20 protein-coding genes are annotated in these 25,395 nt (G+C 34.6%); 10 read left to right on the top strand and 10 right to left on the bottom strand.

All coding sequences use genetic code 11. The features are described 5' to 3' along the window. Positions 1-26 precede the first annotated feature (26 nt). Positions 27-932: a DUF6892 domain-containing protein gene (locus tag H603_RS0103055; protein ID WP_026707195.1), complete on the bottom strand. Its 906-nt coding sequence runs from the start codon at positions 930-932 to the stop codon at positions 27-29. A 194-nt stretch (positions 933-1,126) separates the two neighbouring features. On the opposite strand from H603_RS0103055, the gene H603_RS0103060 reads away from it, so the two are divergent. From H603_RS0103060 to H603_RS0103095, 8 genes are all read left to right on the top strand, one after another. After that, entirely contained in the window at positions 1,127-1,477 is a 351-nt protein-coding gene (locus H603_RS0103060; protein WP_026707196.1) for a hypothetical protein, read from the top strand. Between the two features lie 2 nt (positions 1,478-1,479). Next, entirely contained in the window at positions 1,480-2,346 is an 867-nt protein-coding gene (locus tag H603_RS0103065) for a hypothetical protein (RefSeq protein WP_026707197.1), read from the top strand. Further along, positions 2,347-3,474: an adenylosuccinate synthetase gene (locus tag H603_RS0103070; protein WP_026707198.1), complete on the top strand. Its 1,128-nt coding sequence runs from the start codon at positions 2,347-2,349 to the stop codon at positions 3,472-3,474. Between the two features lie 61 nt (positions 3,475-3,535). Further along, positions 3,536-6,019 (top strand): hypothetical protein, encoded by a 2,484-nt coding sequence (locus H603_RS0103075; protein ID WP_026707199.1) that lies wholly within the window; start codon positions 3,536-3,538, stop codon positions 6,017-6,019. A 3-nt stretch (positions 6,020-6,022) separates the two neighbouring features. Continuing rightward, positions 6,023-6,682 carry a DUF1266 domain-containing protein gene (locus tag H603_RS0103080; protein ID WP_026707200.1) on the top strand — a complete coding sequence of 220 codons (660 nt, stop codon included), beginning with the start codon at positions 6,023-6,025 and terminating at the stop codon, positions 6,680-6,682. Continuing rightward, entirely contained in the window at positions 6,679-8,928 is a 2,250-nt protein-coding gene (locus H603_RS0103085) for a hypothetical protein (protein ID WP_157510386.1), read from the top strand. Before H603_RS0103080 ends, H603_RS0103085 begins: the two co-directional genes overlap by 4 nt. A gap of 36 nt (positions 8,929-8,964) precedes the next feature. Next, complete coding sequence (locus H603_RS0103090; protein WP_245576078.1) at positions 8,965-10,926, top strand: tetratricopeptide repeat-containing sensor histidine kinase; 1,962 nt, start codon at positions 8,965-8,967, stop codon at positions 10,924-10,926. A gap of 5 nt (positions 10,927-10,931) precedes the next feature. Next, positions 10,932-11,567, top strand: coding sequence for a response regulator transcription factor (locus H603_RS0103095; protein ID WP_026707203.1), 636 nt, complete (start codon positions 10,932-10,934; stop codon positions 11,565-11,567). A gap of 13 nt (positions 11,568-11,580) precedes the next feature. On the opposite strand, the gene H603_RS0103100 is transcribed toward H603_RS0103095, so the two are convergent. Continuing rightward, positions 11,581-12,573, bottom strand: a complete 993-nt coding sequence (locus H603_RS0103100; RefSeq protein WP_026707204.1) for a hypothetical protein — start codon at positions 12,571-12,573, stop codon at positions 11,581-11,583. Between the two features lie 149 nt (positions 12,574-12,722). On the opposite strand from H603_RS0103100, the gene H603_RS0103105 reads away from it, so the two are divergent. After that, a complete protein-coding gene (locus H603_RS0103105; RefSeq protein WP_026707205.1) occupies positions 12,723-13,118 on the top strand; it encodes a hypothetical protein in 396 nt (131 codons plus the stop codon). A gap of 140 nt (positions 13,119-13,258) precedes the next feature. Here H603_RS0103105 and H603_RS0103110 read toward each other — a convergent pair whose 3' ends face one another. The 6 genes from H603_RS0103110 to H603_RS0103135 all read right to left on the bottom strand — a co-directional run bounded on the left by H603_RS0103110 (position 13,259) and on the right by H603_RS0103135 (position 21,229). Next, entirely contained in the window at positions 13,259-13,657 is a 399-nt protein-coding gene (locus H603_RS0103110) for a hypothetical protein (protein ID WP_026707206.1), read from the bottom strand. A 22-nt stretch (positions 13,658-13,679) separates the two neighbouring features. After that, positions 13,680-14,369 (bottom strand): hypothetical protein, encoded by a 690-nt coding sequence (locus tag H603_RS0103115; RefSeq protein ID WP_026707207.1) that lies wholly within the window; start codon positions 14,367-14,369, stop codon positions 13,680-13,682. A 210-nt stretch (positions 14,370-14,579) separates the two neighbouring features. Continuing rightward, positions 14,580-16,352, bottom strand: coding sequence for a RagB/SusD family nutrient uptake outer membrane protein (locus H603_RS0103120; RefSeq protein WP_026707208.1), 1,773 nt, complete (start codon positions 16,350-16,352; stop codon positions 14,580-14,582). A 3-nt stretch (positions 16,353-16,355) separates the two neighbouring features. Next, complete coding sequence (locus tag H603_RS0103125; protein ID WP_026707209.1) at positions 16,356-19,628, bottom strand: SusC/RagA family TonB-linked outer membrane protein; 3,273 nt, start codon at positions 19,626-19,628, stop codon at positions 16,356-16,358. 68 nt (positions 19,629-19,696) lie between these two features. After that, a complete protein-coding gene (locus tag H603_RS0103130) occupies positions 19,697-20,620 on the bottom strand; it encodes a FecR family protein (protein WP_026707210.1) in 924 nt (307 codons plus the stop codon). A 78-nt stretch (positions 20,621-20,698) separates the two neighbouring features. Continuing rightward, complete coding sequence (locus H603_RS0103135; protein ID WP_026707211.1) at positions 20,699-21,229, bottom strand: RNA polymerase sigma-70 factor; 531 nt, start codon at positions 21,227-21,229, stop codon at positions 20,699-20,701. A 239-nt stretch (positions 21,230-21,468) separates the two neighbouring features. Here H603_RS0103135 and H603_RS0103140 point away from each other — a divergent pair, with 239 nt between their 5' ends. Then, entirely contained in the window at positions 21,469-22,533 is a 1,065-nt protein-coding gene (locus H603_RS0103140; RefSeq protein WP_026707212.1) for a phosphatidylinositol-specific phospholipase C1-like protein, read from the top strand. A gap of 63 nt (positions 22,534-22,596) precedes the next feature. Here the strand turns inward: H603_RS0103140 and H603_RS0103145 are convergent, their stop codons facing one another. Together H603_RS0103145 and H603_RS0103150 are read right to left on the bottom strand one after the other, a co-directional pair. Then, positions 22,597-24,546 carry a metallophosphoesterase family protein gene (locus H603_RS0103145; protein WP_051219126.1) on the bottom strand — a complete coding sequence of 650 codons (1,950 nt, stop codon included), beginning with the start codon at positions 24,544-24,546 and terminating at the stop codon, positions 22,597-22,599. Positions 24,547-24,833: 287 nt separating this feature from the next. Further along, entirely contained in the window at positions 24,834-25,307 is a 474-nt protein-coding gene (locus H603_RS0103150) for a hypothetical protein (protein WP_026707214.1), read from the bottom strand. Positions 25,308-25,395: the final 88 nt, after the last annotated feature.

Genomic DNA, 25,395 nt, shown 5'->3' on the forward strand with positions numbered 1-25,395 from the left:
TTAATGATATCTGAAACTACTGCTTTCTACAACCATTCAGCATCAATTCCCATTGCTATAAGTTCATCATAAACTGTCTCTTTAGCATGGCACAAAGTTGCTTTTTTCAAATTAGGAAATTGCCTGGCGTCGATAGCACTTTCTATATCCCAATCCTCTTCACCACCACCTGCAAACGGACTTAAATTCATGTAAATATCATTTCCACCATCTTGATAAATTTCAGTAACCTCAGGAGCAAAGCGCTTGGGAATAGGTAGCTCTTTGAAGTACGTTACCACTTCCTTAATTGGTCCATATCCCTCCTCGTCAATATCAATTTCTCGGTTTCTATACCATTTGGCAAACTCATAAATGTCAAATTTGGGCTGCAACAACTCTTTGTTATACATCAACTCTTCGATAATTGACATTTTAAACCCTAAGTCGGTGAACACAATGGGCTCTTCCTCTAAGGGTTTAATTTTGTACTTATCTTCAGGGATGCCTTCCCATCTTACATAGGGGATGTAAGCGCTAATTTCGACAGCAGTAACAGTATGATCATCTGTTAAAAATGAAGCACTAATTTCATTCGAAATTAAAGCACCGCTGTCATCGCTATCATACAATTTTACTCGTTGTGATTTGTGCGAGAGGTAATATTCGATACCATCTTGATTATTAAACTGAAATATGCCCGTAAAAATATTTTGTGGGATAAAATCATAATGCACTAGATGAAATTGTAGTGTAAAGGATTCTATTTGCTTTCCATTTTTAGAATAAGCCAAAATCCCAAGCCTGTCCCAAGTAAAGATAGTATTACCCTTTTTTTTGAAGGTCCTGTAATTAGCATCGAGACAAGTTTCTAAGGTGTTTATCGTTATCGGAAATGTGATATCAGTCGCGTTGATTTGGAGTCCTTTACTAGAAAAAAGTATGGTAGTCATGAATGTATTTTTAGAGTATCAAATTTAATATCTTCAAGAAGAATGGCACTGACTGAATTCGGTGATTTTTTTTCGAAAAAGAATCTTCTTTGCCATTGCACTATAGTTTTTTAATTTTTCGAAAAGGAAAATATCACTATTTTCAGGGATAAGAAGAACATTTAATGCCTCTAACTTTGTTGAAAACCGATATTATGGAAGATAAAGTTACAAATGCTGCGTTTCTAGAATCGTTAAAACGCAACAACGAAAAGATAAGAGACGACCGCGCAAGTGCTATTGCAGAAGATGCACAATTAATGTACAAGCGGGAAACAGAGGACCTAGCACTATCATTAAAAAGATTAGTTCGTGAGCAAGAAAATATGTTAGATATGAGTCCGACTGATGCGAATAGTTTGGTTTTGGCTTCTGATTTTGACGCTAAAGATTATGTATCTAAAGACTTAGAAATGTCTGTTAAAATAAGAAACTTAGAAATAAAATTAGAACTAGCTAAAAAGCGCTACACGCATTTATTTGGTGGAACGATAAACGAAATATAATTATGGGAGGAGGAAAATTTAGTACCGACGCGTATGCACGACTACGAAAATCAAAAGATTACGGAAACAAGTCGAGAGAAGAGATATTCACTTCCAGGCAAATAGATCCTGAAATGGATCCTGCAAAAGCACTTGTTAGAGAGTCGAGAGATTCTGAAGAGCATCCTGAAACTGTTTCGATTATTGTCGCTCTAGATGTCACTGGAAGTATGGGATTTGTACCTGAACACATTGTAAAAGAAGCGTTACCTGATCTTATTAGTTCGTTAATGGAGGCGGGAATTGAGGATCCGCAAGTACTTTTTTTAGGGATTGGTGATTTTATTTATGACAGCGCTCCATTGCAAGTTGGACAATTTGAATCTTCGGCAGAATTATTAGACCGCTGGTTAACCCGAGTGTACTTAGAAGGCGGCGGTGGCGGAAACAACCAAGAAGGATATAATCTAGCACATCTTTTTGCGGCACGTCATACTTCGATTGACTGCTGGGAAAAAAGAAAGCAAAAAGGCTTTTTATTTACCATAGGTGACGAACCTGTATTCCCTACTATTCCTGCAGAAATTATCACAAGATACACTTGCACTAATACAGCAGAAACGATCACAACCGAAGCAATTATCAAAGAAGCACAAGAAAAATACAATGTTTTTCACATGCATTTAGAACATGATGATTGGGCTAAAAGAGACATTAGAAAAGGGAATTGGAAAGAACTTTTAGGGGAGAACTATATCGAAATTCCTGATTATAAAACGGTAGCTAAGCGCATTGCTCAAGTGGTGATTCAAAATCACAAACCAGCTGCTTATACAAATAAAAATACTCCTACTGCTGGAACAGATACAGAGGTAGAAAACATGTTATAAATGGCAAAATGTAGTTTGGTTATCGATTTAGGTTTTGGTGATGCTGGAAAAGGTTTGACTACTGATTTTCTAGCATCGCAAGATCCTAAAAACAGTCTGGTTGTGCGCTTTTCTGGCGGACATCAAGTGGGGCATACTGTGAGCACAAAAGAGTTAACACATACTTTTAGTAATTTTGGATCGGGGACTTTGCTTGCTGTGCCTACTTATTATTCTGAGCACACTACCCTATTCCCTCCTGCAATTGAAAATGAAGGAACATTTTTAAAAGCATACCAACCCAAATTATATTTTCACCCTTTGGCAATGATTACGACCATGTATGATATTGCTTTTAATCGAGCCTTAGAAAAGCAACAAAATCACGGTTCTTGCGGATTGGGTTTTGGAACTACCATCGCTAGAAATAAAGAAGAAGTATACTTCTATGCGAGTGATTTGCAATTTGAATGGGTCATAAAACAGCGTTTGACTAGTATTAAAAAGTACTATGAAACTAAATTAAAAAGCCAGCCCGAAGATGTTCAAGAGTATTATAAAGAGGAATTAAAAGAGTACGCCGATCATGATTTTATTGAGAGTTGTCTCCACATTCGACCACTTTATAGCATAACGTCTCTATCCAATTTAGCTAGTAGTTTTAGTCACTTCATTTTTGAAGGAAGTCAAGGAATTCTACTCGATACACAACATGGTTTTCATCCGCATACTACTTGGAGTAATACTACTTCAAAGAATGCTCTTGCATTGATAAAAGCACATTTAAGTGATAGTATTACTATCGAAATACATTACATAACGCGTTGTTATCAAACCCGTCATGGAAATGGCCCAATGTCAAATACAGCAAAGGTTACCCTCCAAAATAATGAAGAGGAGGCTAATGTTACTAATGAATTTCAAGGAGTATTTAGAACCCAAGCTTTAGATCCTGAACTTATAAATTTTGCTCTGAGTTGCGATGCGATTCACCACCAAAATTTTGCTATAAACAAACATTTACTGATAAGCTGTCTTGACCAACTCCCTAGTTTTGACTATCAAAATTTCATTCGAAAAATAGATTTCAAGTTCGAAAAAACATATGGAAGCTATGGTCCTAAACGGGAATGTATAAAAGAATTGTAGCGCTAACCGAGAGTTGATAGCAAAAAATAAATTAAACCACAATTTGAACACCACCCAGCAAATGTCTGCCATTTTTATAAAAAATATAGTCCCAAAATTAGAAAAAGCATCTTTTAGTGATGCTGAATTAAAAGCAGTAATTCAAATTTTAGAATTGATTAACGTTACCGAAAATAATGTTTATAAAAAATCGCTAAGCAACAGTAATCTAAAAGAGGTCCAAGCTGATTTTTCAAGTAAAGTCTCTCAACAAATTTATTTTCACCCTGAACTTTACAAAGATGAAGCAGCAGGAATAGAACTTGTTGCGTCGTGGTTGCCCCTTATTGAAAACGGATTTTATCCTAATGAAAAAAGTGTCCTTAAACTATTAGACTTTCTATATTTCAATCTGACTTACTTTCAATCTAGCACGACCTCTGAAGTAATAAAAGCACAAATTTTCCAGATTTTAAAAATTTTAGTTCAAAGTAAATCGCAAGCTTCTCTTACTGTAGCGCGTTTTTTACTAGAGCGAATATTTGACATTAGAGATGTTCTAAATTCAGATTTCTTGATTCAGAATTGTATTAAATATGACATCTTAAATTCATACACAGTGGTAAATCAAGATCAAACCATCTCCACACATCCATTCCAAATTGATGACAATTTCATTCTTTATTTTTTCGAAAATGATTGGCACCATTTCATTACTAGTCTCCATCAAATTCTCCCAGTAGGTCGCATTGGTTCTCTGACGGCTTATGACTTAATGGGTCCTTGGTTTAGTAACGAGTTAGCATTGTTTTACCAAAATAATACTGAATCTTGTTTATATGCAATCAATGCTTTAAAGGAAAGACTAATTTTCACGGAAGCTAAGAGTGTAGAATTACTTAATATCAAAACCTCTGATAATTTTTATCCTTTGGTCCATTTCATCGGGAACAAAGTTTGGGACGCTGGAGATGTATTGTTGTTTAATAATCGTGATAAGAACATACCTCAAAATCAATTAGACTATTGCTACTTGAAATTTTTGGATTGGCTGCTCATTGACGGCGGAAGTAATTTTAACACAGAAGCTTTTAAAAATCATGGAATAAAAATTTTAAGTGAGAATACTGCCGAGGCTTTGCCTTTGCAATGCATTCCTTTCTGGTTTAATAAATGCCATCCTAAAGCTGGACAAAGACATCAAATAGAGGTTTACAATACTTTATTTGGTAACTTACTGCTAGAGAATCAAACTGACAGATTGCCTACAATGCGTTTTCAAAACGAAGCTTTTCAAGTTACAGGAGCTTTTTTAATCAACGACGTTTTTCAAACTTCTGAGATTTTTAAGAGCTGGCTTCAAGATTTCATTAAACTCGGAATAATCAGTCCTCTAAATCAGTTTCTTGTTCGCACTTTTCATGATGCCCAAGAAGAATTATTGAATTTATACAACGCCGAGCAACAAGAATTCTTGCAACTATATTTACTAGAAATGGCGCATTCTGCAAGAGATACTTCTGATGAAATTACGAAGCAAAATTTACCTTTAATTGTAAAATCATTAAGCATTTTATGTTTTGACCCTGGAAATTTTACCCGTGTAAACGAAATCTGGGGATTAAAAAACATTGATAATTGTGTGAAAAAGAGCTGTAATGATTTTGCTAAAAGTCATTATATAAACGAAAACCGTCCGTTGAATTTAAATATTATTCAAGCTTGGTTCAACTACCTAGGCGACTTTTATTACAGTTCGAAAAAAGAAGCCATTTGGATCGCCGACGCTTTCAGTACCCAGGGTGTACGCGCTGCACAATATTTTAATGCTCACGATGAGAATGTTAGTTTTTTTATTGATCGCGCAATAAATCACATCACAAGTTTTCATAAAAAATGCAAACATAGAGAAGCCGAAAATCAAATAGCAGGAGAAATAGCTGCGCTAATCGAGTTGTTTCTATCAGACTTTTTGGGTGCACTAAATGCTGAAAACTTAAATACTAACACCCTTCAATTTCTTAAAAAATACAGTCAAAATGACACAAGCAGTTTTGTACATCAAACACGGTTGCTACCAATTATTGACAAATTGTATCAGCATCATTTTAAAGACGTGTTAAAAGAAGAAACTAACGTTTTTATAAAGCATCATATAACTACTACTGTTGCAATCGAAACTGCATCTATCAATCCGGAGTATGTGGATATCCTATTACAAAATTTAGAGAACTATAGTGCTGAGGGTATTTGTGACACCAAAATATTAGAGGTTTTTAATAGAGATATCGTTGCATTTAAATCGTTTTTAAAACAAGATGATACTGGCATAGAGACCCGATTTACGCAAGCGCTTTATATGACTTTGCTAGATGTAAACTTAGCTCCAGGAACCACATTAGAAAATTATGGAACGTTAAGTAAAAGTCTATTTGTACACTTAGTAAAAGGAACAAAAATGGCAGGCTCTTATGCCATGGGATTAAAAGCAATGATAAAATCAGGTGTCTATCCTGAGAATGTAGCAACCGTTTTATCACAAGTGGTAGAAGATTTAAAATCGTAAAAAATGACACAAGAAATAACAGCTAAAATACAAGATCAATTGAATTTATCGGCGCTGATTTTGAAAAAGAATCACAAGCATGCAGACTTAACCACTTGGTCAGGATTTGACTTAAATGATGACATGCAAGTCAAACAAGCCAAGCGATTATTAAAATTATTTGGCATAAAATCAGGTCTGCATTTGCGAAACAGTTTGCAACGTTATGAAAGCGGCCAAATGGTTTCGCAATCTTTTGAAAAACTAGCTTCAGAACTGCGCAATGATACAACAACCACTTTCGATGCAAAATACAACGCAGAGCAAAATCCACGATCTAAAAACATTTACAAATTAGTCTGGAAATACCGTTTTATTTTAAAAACGCAGAAATTAATTGGCTACGAAATGGCTGTTTATATCATGCAAATGCGATTGGGTCATGTTCTAGGATTTATTGAAACAGACGAAATGTTACTACGTTTAGAAGAAGCCAATGATACTGTAAAAACTAGCTTTTCTAGTTGGGGAGAATTTCACCGCAACGTCTGTTTGGGAGACGAATACATACTAGGTACGACAGAACAAGATAATAGTACATTTCCAGGCAGTGGAACATTGTGGGAGTGCTACCAAAGACTAAATATACAACAAGCCGACTGGTTTAAAGAATGGAAAAAATGAGTTTATCAAAAAAAGAAGTCCTAAAACTTATTGAGCGTGCTGAAGAAATATATAAAGCCAATCAATACATGCAGTTGCAAACACTCATCTCCACAATTCAAGATAATATTGATGTCTTAGGCGATGAGAACACAGCAGATTATGCGCGCTATTATAGAATTTATATGCTATATGTTGGCGCTTTTGAGGAACTAAATATGCCCGTTTTACATTCCTATCTAGTCGCGTTAGAAAACTGTAGAGAAGTGCAAGCCTCAGATTATGAATATGTGTGTAGTTATTACAAAGAATGCGAGAATGAAGTGTACGAAAATGCTTTAATGAAATTTCCATACAATGAAAATTTGCACGTTTATTATGCTTTGAAATTACAAGAAGACAAACGATATGATGAAGCTATTGTTATTTTTAAATATATTTTAGAGTGTTATCCTGCCTTAACAGAAGCAAGGTTTTTACTTTGGGAGGTAGAAGCTGCTCAGTTAGAAAAGCTATCTAATTCAAATGAAGAAGTTGACAGGCATCAACTATTGGACTTGGCTTCTGCTACGCATAATCTATCTGTTTTAAAAGAGTTACAGGTGGACGATCGATTGGACCTTGCCAGTAAAGATCATGCTCGAATCCAAATTTCACTCTGGGAAGCTCGTTCAGTAGAAAACAAAAACCTTTGGAAAACCGAATGGAAATCATTGAAGCTAGCAAATCGCACTCGTTTATTAATTGCTGATTATGCTGCGTCTTTTATGATGTACGATATCGTATCTCAAATTTTAAAAGCGCCATCAAAACCGCAATTTCCTGAGGAGCAGTACAGCAATTTTGATCAGTACAAAGAGTACATGCAAGAATTGGCTAATTCAGGTTGGCAGTTGGCTCAGCATCACTATTTACTATTAGGAAATGCTGCCAATTATCATACTCAAAATGACCAAGTACTTCAAACTTGCGTGGACCAAGGCTTAGCATTAAATCCTAAAAACCCATTATTATTAGTTTTAAAAGCCAAGTCTCTTTTTCGAAAAGCAAAATATAGCGAATGTGGAGCGACTTATCATGAAGCTTTTAGGAATGGCTTGAGAATGAGCGAGTATTTATTTTATTTGTTAGAAGTAAACAGTCGAATTGAAAGTTGGCAAGGAATATTAGATATCGTGGCACAATTTCATAGAAGGCAATCCCCTACTCTTAAAACCATGTTTTTTAGAGCGCGTGCTTTAGTTAAATTGCAACGCTTTGATGAAGCTCTCGAAGTCATTAATGAATCTCTATCTGATTTTCCACTGCCTGCACATTCTTATGCACCATGGATTTACAATTTAAGAATGATAATCCATAAAGTCAATCTCGATTATACAGCATTTTTTGAAGACATGCAGGAAGAAATTAATTATTATCAAGAAGGGGATTCTGATTATTGCAGCACCATAAATTTATGCGTCGAAGCACTCCTAGAAATGGGCGATTATCAAGAATGTTATAAATATGCAATATACAATCACGAACAAGGACATTTGCCGGAGGAACTCAAGCCTGTTTTGCAATGGCTTTGCTTTTATGAATACATCCCTAAACCTGAAGATTTAAATAGCGCAACTGAAGAAGATTTAATTGCTGAGCCAAGCACTTTTTTAGATTTTAGGAACAATGGATTAATTCATTGGATGTTGCGAAACCATAGTGCAGGAGCAGCTTCTTTAATACAAGCTGCTGAGATGGCTTCGAATAAAGGGTATTATTTAAAATTAGCTTTGGCTTGTTCGAAAGAAAGTTTTATTGCAGCTCCATCAATTGAAATTTGCGAGACTATTAAAAGAGAAGCTCCAGAGGCTAGCGACTGGCAACTTGATTTTGATTATGCGGAACTTTTATACGATGATAAAAGATATATCGACAGTTTAATAGCGTATCAAAATATGCTGCAAAATTATCCTGATTACTCTTTTGTGCATTTCCCAAAAGATGAAAACCACATGATGTTACGAAGATTAAAATTTATCTCTAAGGATTTAAATAATTCTGAGGCATATATTAAGTACAACGCTATGTTTTTAAGTAAAGAAGAACCATCAGAGGTGGCTTTACTGGATCAAGTAACAGTTGCGAACACCCATTTTAAGGATGATTTGTACCTGCAACATAATTTATTAGAACGCATTACTAAATTAGATATTGAGTTTGAAAATGGCGAAATTGAAGCTCTTTCAGAAATCAAAACTAGAATAAGGAACACTAGTTTCGTATAAAGTTGTTAAGTTTACGTATATTTTTAAATGAAGCTATTGACAAAACATCTTATTTTACTGCTATTTTTCCTCTTCACGGGATTAATTAATACAGCTATATCGCAAACGTTTAACAATACAGCTCGTATTGATTCACTGTCTGCTGCCTATCAAAAAAATATTAATTCTAATCCACAAGTTGCCACAAAAGCGGCTAAAGAATGGTTGAAAGAAAGTCGGGATTTAGGTATCGAGCTGCAAGAAGTCCGGGCACTATATGCTTTGGGAAATTTGAGTAATATCACGGGAGATTACAAGAGTACCATCAAATACACTAATGAAACGATTACAATATTACGCAAGCTAAAGATTGAAAAAGGCATGGCTGCTTGCTACAATATTATGGCTTCTGCTTACAAGAGTTTGGGAGAATATCCTAAAGCGATTGATAATTTTATGCAGTGCTTGAAATACTCTGAAAAAACAGATAATAAAGTTCAAGAAGCTAATGCGTATCAAAATATTGCTACACTATATTTACTTCAAAAAGACTATGACAAAGCAGCTAAAAACTTAGATCGGGCAGCAAATCTCTATAGAGCAATTGGTGATGATGATGGTGTGCTTACCACCTTATTTAATTTTGCTAACATCATGAAAGAGAAAGGTGAATATGCAAAGGCAAGAAAACATTATCAAACCGTTTTAGGGTATCGAGAGAAAGAAGGCAATAAGGCTGTCATTGCTTACATCAATATAAATTTGGCTCAAATGCTTGTTGAAGAAGGTCGCTGTGAAGAGGCTGTCACTGCAATGAAAAAAACCTTAATTCTGCTAGAAAAAATCCAGTTTACTTCAGACATGGTAATTGTATTAAATGATTTGGGATTGTGTGAAAAGAAATTGGGTAATACTAAATCAGCCATAAAATATTTTCAGCGTGCATTAGCCATTGGGGAAAAGCGTTCACTAGTAAGATACAGTGCCGAAATTTATAAAAACCTAGCACAGCTGTATCAAGAGGATGGCGATTATAAAAAGGCTTTAGAATTCTACCAAAAAGGGGTTACCACAGTCGCTGATCAAAACTCTCTTGACAGAGAGAAATATGTCGCCAATATTCAAGAAGGATACGAAACGCAATTAAAAGAAGCACGTATTCAATTGCTCGAAAAAGAACAAAAATTAAGCGAAGCCGAATTGCAACAAGCGGAAGTAAAAGTGACTAGACAACGCTTGATTAGAAATGTTTTTATCATTGGGTTTATATTAGTTTTGCTAATGCTAATTATTGTTAGAGTATTATATGTACAACGTTTGCGCGTGCAAAAAGAGTTTGCTTTGCAGCAAGAAGAAAATGCTAAACACAAAATTACAGATATGATTCGAAATCATAAATTATCTGTTATTCAGCGATATCAAGAAGGTCAAGAAGAAGAACGCTCCAGATTAGCGCGAGAAATTCATGACGGAATTGGTAGTGATTTAGCTGGAATTCGAATTGCTTTCGAACATTATACAGAGCATCACGATGACAAAGCACAGTCTAAGAGAATTGCAAATGCTATCAATAATGCCTGTACTGATGTGCGTAGTTTGTCACACCAACTTCATCCACTACCCTTTTCGAAAATAGGATTTGTCAGTTTCCTAAATGATTTTATTAGCCAAATCACACAGAAGGCAGATATTAAAATCCAGACTTACTTTTTCCCTGAGGAAGATATTGATCAACTAGCTGAGGATTTGTTAGCAGATGCTTATCGCATCGTGCAAGAGCTAATCAATAATATTTTAAAACATGCTGAGGCGAGCCAGGTCGACGTACAATTAACCAAACATACTGATCACCTGAACATTTTTATCAGTGATAACGGTAAAGGATTTCATAAAAGTAAAACTAACGGAATAGGCCTACGCAATATTAAAGATCGTTTGCAAAAAGTAAAAGGAACCTTAGATATTGATAGTAGCCCAGGACACGGAACATCAATTACAGTTGATATTCCATTAAATTAAAAATTTTGAGTAAAATAAACATCATCATAGCAGACGATCATTTAATGTTTCTTGAAGGCATCAACACCATATTGAGCGATATGGAAGAGATTGGTGACGTACACCTAGCCACCGAAGGAAATCAAGTGGTTCGCTTACTGAAACAATTTGAAATAGGTTTGATTATTAGTGACATTAGCATGCCAAAAATGGATGGTATTGAACTACTGACAGAAATCAAGAAAAAACACAGCCACGTAAAAATAATCATGTTAAGTATGCTTGACAACCATAGAACGGTACATAAAGTGATCCAAAAAGGTGCTGATGGATTTGTTCCCAAATTTACTAGCAAGGAAGAACTGCAAAAAGCGGTACGAACAGTTTTAGGAAACGAACAATACTTCTCCGAAGTAATCAAGCAACGGTATATGGAGAGTGTTTTCGAAAGGAAAAAATACAGCAATATCGAACTCTCCCCTCGTGAGAAAGAAGTACTCGCTTTATTGGGAGAAGAGTTAACCTCTAAAGAAATTTCAGAAAAATTATTTATCTCAGTGAATACTGTGGAAACACATCGTAAAAACATTTTATTAAAAACAGGTTCAAAAACAACTACTGGAGCAGTAAAATATGCGATCGAATCGGGATTGTTTGACTAGAGAAAATTCTAGATTAATTGATAATGATACCTTCGTCTTTAAGCGCTTTGGCAATTTGTGTTGCTTCTTCTTCAAACGAAGCTTTATCACTTTCCTCAGTTAACATCACGCCTCGATAAATAAAAAGTGAATCTAAGTCAAAATAGCTGATATAAATTGCTTTTTGGGGATTTTTCCATGGACCATTTTCAACATTTACCACTCTTTTATCATTAAGATAATGAACCCAAGCTCCTTTTGACAAAGAGGATTTGTCGAGGTAAATTTTTTTATAATCAGAAATTTTATAATTAGTATACGAGGCATTAAGTTTGGCCTGAAGAGTCTCCTCGACCTTAGCTTTTAATATATTAAAATTATTAACTTTTTCAGACAACATAAATGGTTTCAAATGCCATTTGTCATCATCAATATCTAATGGAATTTCGATAAAGCCTTCAGTATGTTTATCGGTTTTAATTAATAAACTCCATTCGTAACCACTAAATAATTCTTCGAAAGATTGATTCATTTTAGCGACAAAATTTTCCAATATCTTAGGTAGCTCAGCTGCAACTAAATTTGTTTTAAAATCCAAGGTTATTATATCTGTAGAAAAAATAATTTCGGGAATATCATTCTTAAAATCAGTAATGATTGCTTGCCTAATCGTATAACGATTTAATGCTTCATTGTACAAATCAGGTATCGTTTTTTTCTCGCTGCCATACATGGGCAAACTATCATCTTCCAAAATAGTTTTGACATTAATGTGGGTATAAAATTCGATTTCTGGTATGTTTTTATTGTAAATAAGCACCGTAAAAATGTTAGGATTCATCGTGGCAGCATTAAAAAACCGATTCAAATCACTAAATGTGAGTTCGCCACCATATTCTCTTTCAAGGTAAGTCTCCAGGTTACTTGCCGCTTTCTTCTTAGAAAGTCCACCCGCTAACCTAGAACACCCTGATACAATAAAAGCAATAATAAGTAGCGTAACGGCTGCTATAATGACAAATTTCATAATTCTGTTTTTTAATATAAATGTAAACCTAAGAGAAAGAAAGCGCCTCACTGAATTCAGTGACTTTTAACATTCACTTAAAAGTGGTGCAAATGAAAAGTACGATTCAAATATCTTTGAGATATCATTCATTCATAAAAAAATTTAACATGGGATTACAGGAAAAAAGAGCAGCAAAGTCAATAGAAGAGCAATATTTAGGGGATTACCAAAAGGAAATCAACGAACTTGTGGGGAAGGAATTGCCTATAAATATCAACTGGGATACATTTGAAATGGACTTCATTAAATTTGTACCAAGCGTATGTTTGCAACGTCTTACAGATGGAATCAAATTAGTTTGCAAAGACGATATGGGAAAAGAAGCTATGGCAGAAAGTGTAAATTCTATAGAAGTATACTGCATCCCTAACGAAGGTGCCGAAGCTAAGAAAGAACTGAAATTAGAGAATGGCGTTTTCTCTCTTACTGCCTGTTGGGGTGGTCACCACAGTGGCTATTTCATCGATTCGACAATTCGTGAGTACTTAGAAAATAATTTATAGTTTTTAGTTTTTATTCGAAAAGAGGAAAAGTCAATACTGGTTTTTCCTCTTTTTTTATTTCCTATAATTAAATTTATGCATAAAAAAGCCTTTAGAAAATAAATCCTAAAGGCAAATTATAAAAATCATTATCAAATGATTTAATTCATTTTGATTCCGTTTAAAACGACACCTCTCAATGAACCACTAAAGTATCCATCTTGCGCGTGTTCATTATTCACATAAAAAGATTGACTAAAATTATGAATCAGAGAGTTCTCAAATACAAAACTCATCTCTGGTTTCTCTTGATCTTGATAAAAAATTTTCAAAGAACCAGACCACTCTCCTGCTTGATTTGACAACCATTCTAAAAAGAAATTATCGATACCACCGCTTATAGCACATGATAAATTCACTTCCAACTTATTTTTTTCTACCTCATCAGTAAAATACGTAGAAAAACTATAATCGCAGCTCGCTAGGTTAAATAATTGCTCTGAATTTTCGTCCTTTTTGATTCTCAACTCTATTTTTTGAATAACACTTAGTTCTTTCATTTCTTTATTTTTAAAATGTAATTTACAATCCTTTTTCGATTAAACTTTGTAATGCTGCTGCTTTAGGATAACTCTTCAGTCCCTTTGAAGTATCGATAGTAATTGAAATCACCTCTTTTTCTAGACTTGATTTGTTTTCCTGACCTAAATTAAAATTAATAGTTGAAATTGATTTTGTAAAAGCCTCTTTACCTAAATTATCTGCCGCTATTTTCCAAAGTGTTTCTTTTAATAATGAGATTACTTTTGAAGCATAGAATTTCTCTAAATCCTCGGGAGTTTCATCATTATTATATGCAATAGCAATTTCTTTTTCCAGTAATTCTTTGACTTCAAGCTCTAGTGTATGAATGTCTTTCTTGATTTGTAGCATAGTTGGGATTTCACTAGCATCAGGTACAAAAGGAATCGTTCCATCAGATAATAAATAACCGTATTTATTTATATTACTCAATGAAATTGATGAAATAGAATGCACTTGAATGTACTGAAATTGGGCATCACGGTCATAAATGTCACACAATAAAACTACTTGTTTCTGGCTATCATAATTCACAAAAAATCCAGAAGCGCTGTCGCAATGCGTCCTAATACTTACCTTAGGCATGCGCGGTCTTTCTTCTTTTCTCTCTATATCTGCTATTTCTTGAGCTATCTTTAAAACCTCATTAGTATCTAATACCGGTAACTGCAACATTGTTATGAAATCCATATTTGTATCTATTTTAATATTCATTACAAATTTGGAGCAATACCATAAATTTTTACTAACCGTATTCCGTGATATTTAAATCTAATCATTAGCTAAAAGCTATTTCTATCCATGTTAAAAAATAGTTGAAGAAAGAGAAAAAAGAATTTAAAAAGAAAACCTGCTCCCAAAAAAGGAACAGGCTTTCAAAAAAAAATAAACAAAACTAACTTAATTGTATCCCTGATTCTGAGTAAACTCTTTAGTCACATCAATCGTAGATTGCGGAATAGGGAAATATCTTCTAAATGGTTGTGAAAGCGGTTTTGCTGTGTAAGCCAAATCAAACTTTCCAAAGCGGATCATTTGAGGACGACGGTACATTTCCCAATACATTTCGAAACCTAATTCTTTATACAATATTTCTTTGTCGATTGCAGTGATAGCTGCACCTGGCTGATTACCGAATAAAGATTCTCTCTTTCGGCTAGTGCGCAGCATGTTTACATCAGCAAGTGCTTGCGCATTCATTCCTTTTCTAAAGTACGCTTCGGCACGCATTGTATAAATTCCCCCTAAACGAAATAAAGGTATATCTACATTGCTGGATCCATTGCCTTCTTCAGGATCAAATTCGAATTTAAAAATACGTGCCCCTCTATTGATTTGGTTTTGTGCAAATACAGCTTGTGAAGGATTATCAAAATTAAGTTCTGGTGTAAAATCCATACGAGTTGTTGTGCTTTTTTCCATGTACAATGGCGAAACCTTTATGCGATTGTCTGTAGTCATTTCAAACTTACCCGAAGAAATTAGCTTTGGACCGTATTGTGGTCCAACATTTATTCCAGCATTAAAGTGGAACCATGGCAGTCCATTACTATTTGCAACAATATCAGTAGCGGGAACACTAGCTGTGGTACCGTCATTTTTGAACCAAGTTCCATCACCATATTGATAGCTGCGTTGAAATCTTGGGTCTTCATGGTTACCGTTCCAACTTGCATAAAATTCTGGTGTTGTGCAAGCAGCATTCGTTCCTCTATTTGCTGGCGAAGCTCTTTGATTGCGTTCTACACATACATAAGCAAAACTATTTGAACCATTTCTAATGTAATCTATCTTTTGACTTACAGCAAATATCAACTCACTACCATTTGCATTATCGATAGAAAAGTTTTTAAAGTAATTACTTTCTAAACTAAATTTCCCTGAATTAATCAACAACGATGAATAGTAAATTACACGATCCATGTCAGTACCGGTACCACTAACAGCCGCTTCAGCAAAATTAAAATTAGAACTCGCATTGTAACGGTCTTTCAATGTAGCACGATTTAAATACATTGTTGTCAACAAACCATAAGCCGCTTGTTTCGTAAATCTTCCGTGGTGCGTAGCTTGTGTTCCAAAATCAGCCAAGTCTGGCAATACGGCTTCAACATCTAAAATGAGATCATCTATCGCTGTTTCAGCTTTCAATACAACTAAATCTGCTTTAGGATTTAAAGGATCTCTAGATGGTGCTTGTCCAAATAAATCCAAAGTGGTGTAGGTGTAAAAGGCTAGCAGTCCTTTGGCTTCCGCCAAAAATAACTTCTTTTCAGGGATATTGCTTTCTTCGATAGATTGAATAGCAGTTAAAGAACGGGTGATTCCATTGGTTAGCATATTCCAGTTTCCAGAAATTACAGCATTATCAGAAGCCCAAGTAAATTCATGCATAGCACGCCATTTACCTCCATCACCCCAGTCACTTCCGCGAGTAGGCAATAATGCCACATCAGTAGTATATTCCTGCATTGCAAATACTCCTGAATGATCTACAAAAGTTCCATCTCCTAATCGATCGTATGCTGCAGCAAGTGCGCCTGCCGGATTAGAAGTGCTCTCCCCAAGGACCTCATCTAATACTTGTTCATCTAAATTTGTACAATTACTAAATAGCAAGGCCATAGCGCAAATTGTAAAAATGTTTCTATAAATTTTTCTATGTGTATTCATCGTTTATAATTTTAAAATTGCTCCAAAACTGTAAGTTCTCGAAGTAGGATAACTAGTGTAATCAATACCTATCGATTGATTTCCACCGCTTGATTTCGGACTATTAACTAATGGATCGTATCCTGAATAATTTGTAATTGTGAATAAGTTTTGACCCGTTGCGTATAAAGTCAAACCGTTCAACCAGTTTAGATTTTTTAAATTGAAGGTGTATCCTATTCTTGCTGTGTTTAAGCGGATAAAATCTGATTTCTCTAAGAAAAGAGTTGATAATATAGGAGCATTTGATGCATTTGCTCCTGACTCATAATAGTCTGTGGCTACATTTCTATCTGAAGCCAAGTTATTAATATTCAATGCATTTAAGCCCGTATTATTTAAAAGGTAACCTCCGCTTTGTCCAATAATTGACAATGACAAACTAAAATTTTTATATTTTAAATCACTATTGAATCCGTAATAGAAAGTTGGAAGTGCACCTTCTATAATCACTCTGTCCGAATTATCAATTTTACCATCTCCATTTGTATCCTTAAAGATATTAGCGCCTTGGTCATCAAAGCCAATATGATCTAACATATAAAAGGAACCAGCTGCATAACCACTTTTATAAATATTAGCAACCACTCCAGATTGTCCCGGTCCAGATACTGAACCTGTTAAGATTTCAGAAACTGGTAGATCTTCAATTTTATTTTTCAAGGTGGCACCATTTGCATCAATGTTCCAAGAGAAGTTATCCGTATTAATCACTTTCGATCCTAACGAAACTTCGAGACCTTTGTTAACAATTTTCCCATCAATATTAGTCCATATCGTTGTAGTTGGACTCAAGGTTTGAGAAGGAATATTTAAAATAGCATCAGTCGTAGTTTTATTGAAATAATCTACCGTTCCATAAATTTTGTCTTTCAATAAATTAAAGTCAAGACCAACATTATATTGAGTAACGACCTCCCATTTTAAATCTGGATTGGGTGTTCTGTTTACAGTAATTCCGTTTACTAAATTTAAATCATTATATAAATAGTATCCATCAGCACCTGACAAGGAATAACTCGCTTGTGTAATTTTATTCTCTACTTCTTGATTACCTGTTTGTCCCCAACTGCTTCGTAATTTTAAATTATCAATAGCAGCGACATCTACTAAAAATTTTTCTTTTGCAATGTTCCATCCTAGTGCAAAAGAGGGAAAGTATCCGTACTTATTATTTGTACCAAAACGAGTAGAACCATCGGCACGCATTGACGCCGTCAAAAGGTACTTTTCATTTAAAGTGTAATTCACACGTCCAAAATAAGACTGCAACTCGTTTTCTTGTGCATAACCTGATACTCCTGATTGAATCCCTGCAAATCCAGGATTAATTGCTGGTTTTACTCCAGTACCCTGAGCTGCAATACCATCAATGCTAAAACTAGTTCCTGAGCGTTCAAATTTTTGATACGAAAATCCTCCTAAAACTTCAAATTTTTGTTTATCTAGTGCTAAATTATAAGTTAAGTAATGCTCAATCAGAGAGTTTTTAGAATCTAGATTGTTCTGTACATACCTACCGTTCGGGTTTAGATCGGTTAAATTGGGATAAATTGTTGTACTTCTTTTTGCACGTGATCGATCGATACCTAAATTCAGTTTGTATTCTAATCCGTTGACGATTCTAAAAGAAGTTTCTAAATTCCCCAAGACTCTTAAATTACGCGTTTCATCTTCATAAATACTCAATAGATAAGCCGGATTGTAATGTGCATTCATATTGAAGTTAGTAAAATCCCCATTTTCATCATAAACTGATCTTGTAGGATTTGCCATTAAAGTATGAATAATCAACTGCCCATTTGATCCACCATCATCACTAGTAGGTACACCGTCATCCTTAGTCTCACTTGCCGTAAGATTCATTTTTACTTTCAGTCTTTTATTATCTAAAAAAGATTCTGAAGCATTTATCCTCGCCGAAAGACGCTTGAAATTACTATTATTAACAATTCCTTCTTGATCCATTTGCGCTAATGACGCATAGTAATTTCCCGAATCTGTTTGTTTTGCAAACGACAAAGCATTGTTCTTTGTAATTGCCGTTCTATATATTACATCTTGCCAATCAGTGCTGCCTCCGTGATCAAAAGCTGGGTCACTAATGGAATTTCTGTATTCTTCTGCATTCAAGATATCCAATTTTTTTGCTACGGTTGAAACGGCTAAATACGAATCAAAATTCAATGTACCTTGCCCTTTCATTCCCTTTTTTGTAGTAACCAGCACTACTCCATTAGAACCTCTAGCTCCATAAATTGCTGCTGCAGATGCATCTTTTAGTACGGTAATCGATTCAATATCACTTGTATTCAAGAAATTCAAAGGATTTTTAGCTGCCGAAGCTCCAAAACCGACATTACTCCCTGACGGACTCACATCATCATTTGATAAAGGAATTCCATCGACTACAAATAATGGTGTGCTACCACTTCGTATCGATCCTACTCCTCTTATCGTAACATTTACCCCAGCACCCGGCTCGCCACTAGTATTTACGACACGCACTCCAGCTACTTTACCTTGAATTAAATTATCTGCTGATATTGCAACCCCTTCCCTAAAACTAGAAGCGTCAAGCTGCGTGACTGCTCCAGTAACATCCTTTTTTGACTGTTTACCATAACCTACCACTAATACTTCATTCAGCTCAGCAGTATCAGGTTCTAACCTAACAGTTATAAAGCTTTTTGATGCATTAACTGTTTTTGTTTGATAGCCCATATACGATATTTGCAGTGTTCTACCTTCGTTAACTATGATTTGAAAATTTCCGTCAAAATCTGTTATGGCAGTATTCGCAGTATTTGTTTCTAATACTGTTGCTCCGGGAACAGGCATTCCATTTTCATCTACAACTTTACCTTTTGCCGTTATTTTATCGGCATTTTGTACTTTAATTGCTTTTTCCTTGTGTACCAATATTAATTTGCCATTTATCGAATAATTGAAATTTGCTTTCTGAGAAAGTTCTTTTATAATAGCTAGAATTGGCTTCTCAGTATTTTCAATTTGGTACATAGTATCATCAGCAATCACTTCGGCTCCGTAACTAAATTTATAAGCAGTGTTTTTACTTAATTTTGAAAATATAGCGACTAATGTTGCTTTTTCCACTTTATTTTTTACATTTGGATCTTTAGGATGTGCTTTTGCCACTCCGTTCCCAAACGACAGTAAGGCCAGAAATAAAAAGACGATACTTTTTATTTTTAAATAGTTAGTTTTAAAATACATGATTTAAGTTATTGGTTGATTTCGATACTTAATTATTAATCGCAGTTGTTCGTAGCAACTGCTTTTTTTTATTCCACTTTTACTGTTTCGCCATAAACACTGAATTTTAAATTTGTTATATAATTGATTTGTTGTAGTACGCTATCTAGGCTTGCATCTTTAGCAATAAAAACAGTCAAAGGACCTTCGCCGTTAACTCCTTTGATGTATTGAAAAGTAACTCCGTATTTGTATTCGATTAATTCAATAACCTTACTCAATTTCATTTGGTTTACAGTGACATCTTCAGCGTACCAATTAGTAGCAAAAATGGCATCCATTGTCTTTTTGCTTAAAGCATCATTCGAAAAAACAGCTTCTTGATTTGGAGTCAATTGAACAGATTGTTTGTTTGTGCTCACCTCAACTTTACCTGTTCTTACCATAACGATAGCCCTATTTTTGGACAGCTGAATATGAAAAGAAGTCCCAATGACCTTTGTTTTAATTTTACCTGAGGAAATAATAAATGGATGCACGCTATCTTTTGCTACTTCAAAAAAGGCATTACCTTTTAATAAAGAAACGTTTCGTTCTAAGGCTGTAAAATTTTCAGGATATTGTAATGTAGAATGCGCAGATAAATGAATAATTGATCCGTCGCTAAGTTGAATTGATTGAGAGCTGTTTGATGTCGTAAACAGTTTTTGTTCTTCAGAAATTGTGGTTGTACTATTATAGAAACCTATTCCTAAGAGTACCGCAATACTTGCTGCGGCCGCATAAATTGCGTACGATTTCCAACTACTTTTATGTTCGGTTTTATGTAAAATGTTTTCATAAATAGTTTGTCTTACTATTATACTGCTACCCATTTTATCTTCATGCCAAAATGCTGCTTCATATTCTGCTTTAGCAAAAGAATCTAAAACATCTTCCTCAGCCGGACTGGTCTTTTTGTTCAGACTCTTATTTGTAAAATATTCTAAACTGTGTTTCAATTTTCTCATCATAACGGGTAGTGTTACCTATAAGTACTGAAAACTTAAAATCGTACTATTCGAGAATATTATCAAACCATTAAGGGAAAGTTATCTTAAAAATTCATACGATACTACTAGCAATGACGCCATCCACGACACATCTTTTAGCGCAAAACGAAGGTGTTTTAAAGCAGAAGAAATTTGGTTTTTCACTGTTTGTTTCGACAAAGACAACTCTATCGCAATTTGATCAATGGTCATGTCTTGCATTTTATGCATAAGCAAAATCTCTTTTCTTTTTTCTGGGAGGTTTTCAATCATGGCGTAGATTTTCTCCATCACCTCGGGATCAATTGTAGTTAAATTGTCAACGATGTAATCTTCAAATTTTTCTTCAATAATGGTTTTGTCAAATCGGTTATTTTGATAATATTTAAAAACTTGATTCTTCGCTGCTCTATATAGGTACGATTCTATTGACGTAATTTCGAGTCTGTCTCGCCTCTCCCATAAATCTATAAAAACGTCTTGAACTATGTTTTGAGCGACATCCATGTCTTGCGTCATATTAAAAGAAAAAGCCGTAAGTTTTTCCCAATATAACAAATAGATTTTCTCAAAATTTTCAGGATTTTTCATAAAATTAAATGGCTGTTTTTGTTTCACACAAATGAATGAAATGTATGGTCAACCACTTTTGCCTGAGTGTTAACAATAAATTAAGAAATGGTTGCTACACCACTATTACTCTAGCAAAATTGCTAATGATTGCTTATCTATTTCTTTTTCTTGATTTAACACAGATCATTATCAAAATAGGTACTTTCGGCATCCACTTATTACTGTCCGCCGTACCACTACTAAAATTCATTTTTATTATGAAAAAAGCAGCGCTAATTTTATTAAGCACTTGTTCACTTGGTGCCACACTACACGCTCAAAAGAGCAACTCCAAAATCAACCAATTACAGGTAATAGGCTCTCACAACAGTTACAGGCAAGCACTCGAAAGTGACCTTTATAATTTGGTTGCTAAAAGAGATACGACTAACTCCTATCAAGGTTTGCAATACGAACACATCGCTATAACAGACCAATTAAATAAGGGTTTACGAAATTTAGAAATTGATGTCTATGCGGATACTATAGGAGGAAAATATGCGCATCCCAAAGGTTTAGAACTAATACATTCTAAAATAGCTTATGATCCTCTAGGAGTCATGAATAAACCAGGATTCAAAGTGTTGCACATGCCTGACATTGATTTTAGAACCTCTTGTTTAACATTAGAGCTGTGTTTACAAGAATTGAAAAAATGGTCCAATGACAATCCAAATCATACTCCTGTTTTTATCACTTTAGAACCAAAAGATGGTGGTCCTAATTTTTTTAACAACATGCCTGAAGAATTTACCACCGCTTTATTTGATCAACTAGATCACGTAATTATAAATACTTTAGGTCCTGATAAAGTCATCACGCCTGATAATGTACGTGGCTCGTACAACACATTAGAAGAAGCTGTTTTACACCACAATTGGCCATCATTAAAAAATGCCCAAGGAAAATTCTTGTTTATCATGGATAACAATGGAACCAAAAAAGCAATGTATGCGGCTCACCATCCCTCTCTTAAAAGTGCTGTTCTCTTTATCAATGCCGAACCAGGAACTCCAGAAGCAGCTACCTTATTTAGAAACGATCCTAAAGATGCGACTATAAAAGATTTGGTCGAAAAAGGATACTTGATACGAACCCGCGCAGATGCAGATACAAAAGAGGCCCGTGCTAATGATTACAGTCGATTTGAAGAAGCTAAGAAATCTGGAGCGCAGATAATTACTACAGATTACTACACGCCAAGTCAACTTTTTGATTCTACCTACAAGATAAATTTTGACGATGGTACTTATGTTCGAAAAAATCCAGTCAACGGGAAGTAAAAATTTATAAAAAAGAGAGACAAGCTATCAACAGATAATTGTCTCTCTTTTTTATTTGTATTCCTACTTATTCAAATCATCGATAGCACCTGATTTTAAATTAACTGAAAAATGATCTGCTGGTGCTCCATTCATAAATTTATTAAAAATCTTGAAAAACAAATACAGTTGACGGCGCTGAGGATTTACACTGTTTTCGTTTCTAGCCGTTAGATACAATTCAATTAATAGTTTATATTGTTTCATTTTTTCCAAGCCTATTTCTGCTATTGCTAATTTATCTGCATTTCGTATTCGATAAAAATCTGTAAATAAGTCACTACCTTTCCACTTTTTAAAATCTTCAATATTTAAATTTTGAGATTGCAAAAGGGTATCAATTTTCTCTTCTGCCTTCTGCCACTCTGCTGTTTCTGAATTTTTATTTGCAATAATTTCTTCTAGATCATTACTGGATTTTTTTTGCGAAAGCATCACTAAGTCAGCTCCATTTGTAGTCGAAAGAAAATCGGCAAACGATTTGGGCCAGTCTGCCATAAAGCGTAACCGAACCAATTCTTTTAAATGGAAATCGGTGAATTCATGGTAATTTTTTGTTTTTAATATATCGTGATTCCACAATGTTTTTGATCCTGTATTTTTTAGAAATTGGTATTCTTTTTCATATAAATCAAAAAGCTCGTTAAAGCGAGGCACTTCGTCTATTGTCACCGTCTCGACAGTAGCAATACTATCAGACGAAATAGTCAACAGTTTATACGCAGGGATGTAAGCCGCTAGCGAAGGCGTTTGTACATTTACCAATTGATTTCCGTTGGCACTCCTACGTACTCCCGTGTCATTGATATGCATATGTCCCCCAAAATGCATTTTCAAACCTGCATCAGCAAACTGTTCTGCAACCGCCTCTTCAGGTACGCGATTGAGTTGCCATTTATTTTTACCTAATAATTCCTTGAGATCAGTTGTAGCATCGTCATTAAAATCAATCATAGGAAAATGACTGAATGCAATCAGAGTCTTCCCTTGTTTTTTTGCTTGTTCCGATACTGATTTGATCCACTTTAATAAATGTGCTTTGTGAGACAAAACATTATTGTAGCCCGTGCTCGCTTCTCCATAACTTGCAGATGAAGTTGTGTTTTTACCATCATCAGACTTTGGAGTATACACATTACCATCAATTGCCAATAACCACAGACCCTCGACAGGCTCAACCAAATAACTTACATCAGGGATTGTGTAGCCTTTTGCAATTTCGTATTGCCGATTGTGTAACGAAGCCGCATTTTCTGCTTTCGAAAAGTCATAATTTTCAGTAGTATAATTCGAAAATGGCGTTGCCCAAAATTTGTTTTTTTTGTTAGGATAAAAACCAAAGGCCTTCAGTTCATTCATAATTCCCTCGTAACCTAATTTCATTACATCTGATGAAAGTACTAGCGGGTCTTCTATTTCTAGGTTTACCTTATGTAAACCGACTTGGCTATAGATCGCTTGACTTTTCCCATTTTGCCCCATAAAATCACTTTTGCCAGACTCTTGAGCAAAGGGACCTGAAGGATCATGATTTCCAGTAGTTATGAAAAATGATATTCCGTGTTTGTCTTGATATTGTTTCAGAATTTTTGCTAAACCGCGCACATGTAAAGGCTGTCCATCATCTGTATAATCACCGGGTAACGCTACTATTTTTATATTTCTTGAAGCAATATCGTCTAGCGCAGCTAAGAATGCAAAATAATTTTCGTTGTAAATACGCGTCGATTGCAACTGCGATTCCATTGTACGGATTAAAACATTCTTATTGTTTTTAGGATTTAAAACACCTTTAAAATTAGAATCCGAAAGCGAGCCATAAATATCTTGTAAATGGATATCTGCCAAGAAGGCTATTTGAATTGGATCTTGGATAGATTGTGCTGTCACTTGGTTCGAATAAATTATAAGTGCGATTAGAAAGCACCTGTAACTAAAATCCTTAGTTACTGCTTTTAATATTTTAAATTGCATGTGTACAGTTATAAAATTTGGAGTAATGGCAATAGGTTATTTCATCAAGCACAATAGTAGCAGTTTTGTATCAATTGTACTTTAAGCTAAGGTTAGCATATTATCATAAATTTTAATTTCAAACTTGCTTCCTTTGTTCTTTGCTCTAAAATTCATATCGTTTTTTAAACATGATTAAGATTAGTAATTTATCAAACAAAAAAAGAGACCACTTAAATGATCTCTTTATTTGTATTTATAAATAGTAGTAAGTAACTAATCAATAATAGTATTAGCTCCTGATTTCTCTAGTTGTTGTAACGATCTAAGTCGTCATCATCAGCTCCATCATCTAAGTCATTTGCTAAAAAATCATCGTCTTCCTCCAGAGTTTTTTCAATTGACTCTTCAGAATCTTCTAATCTATTGTCTTCTAGCTCGTCATTTTCTGGATCAGTACTCACCATACTGACATCATGAATATACTCTTCTCCATAACTTTCGTCCATAACATTAATATTATCTGGATCTACTTTTTTATCAGCTTCTAGATCTTGTACAATCTCTTCTTTTGGCTGCACATAATTACTATTTAGAGAATCCTCTTCAATTACTTTATCTACCTGATCATCAGCCATAAAGTCATTGTTATCAGGTAATTCTTGGTGATCCACATCCTCGGAAAAAAGTTTGCTTTTTAAATTGCTGTCTCTATCCTGTTGCTCTTTCTCCTTTAAATACTGATCAACGACCTCTCTGTTTAATTGGTTTACATCTTTCATAATTCCTCACTTTTAATTGTTTGTTTGTTTTTCTTACCGCTTAAAATTTTGATTTTTTTCGAAAAAATAATCTCCTATTTCGATTGAT

The organism is Flavobacterium frigidarium DSM 17623 (assembly GCF_000425505.1).
Taxonomy (GTDB): Bacteria; Bacteroidota; Bacteroidia; order Flavobacteriales; family Flavobacteriaceae; genus Flavobacterium; species Flavobacterium frigidarium.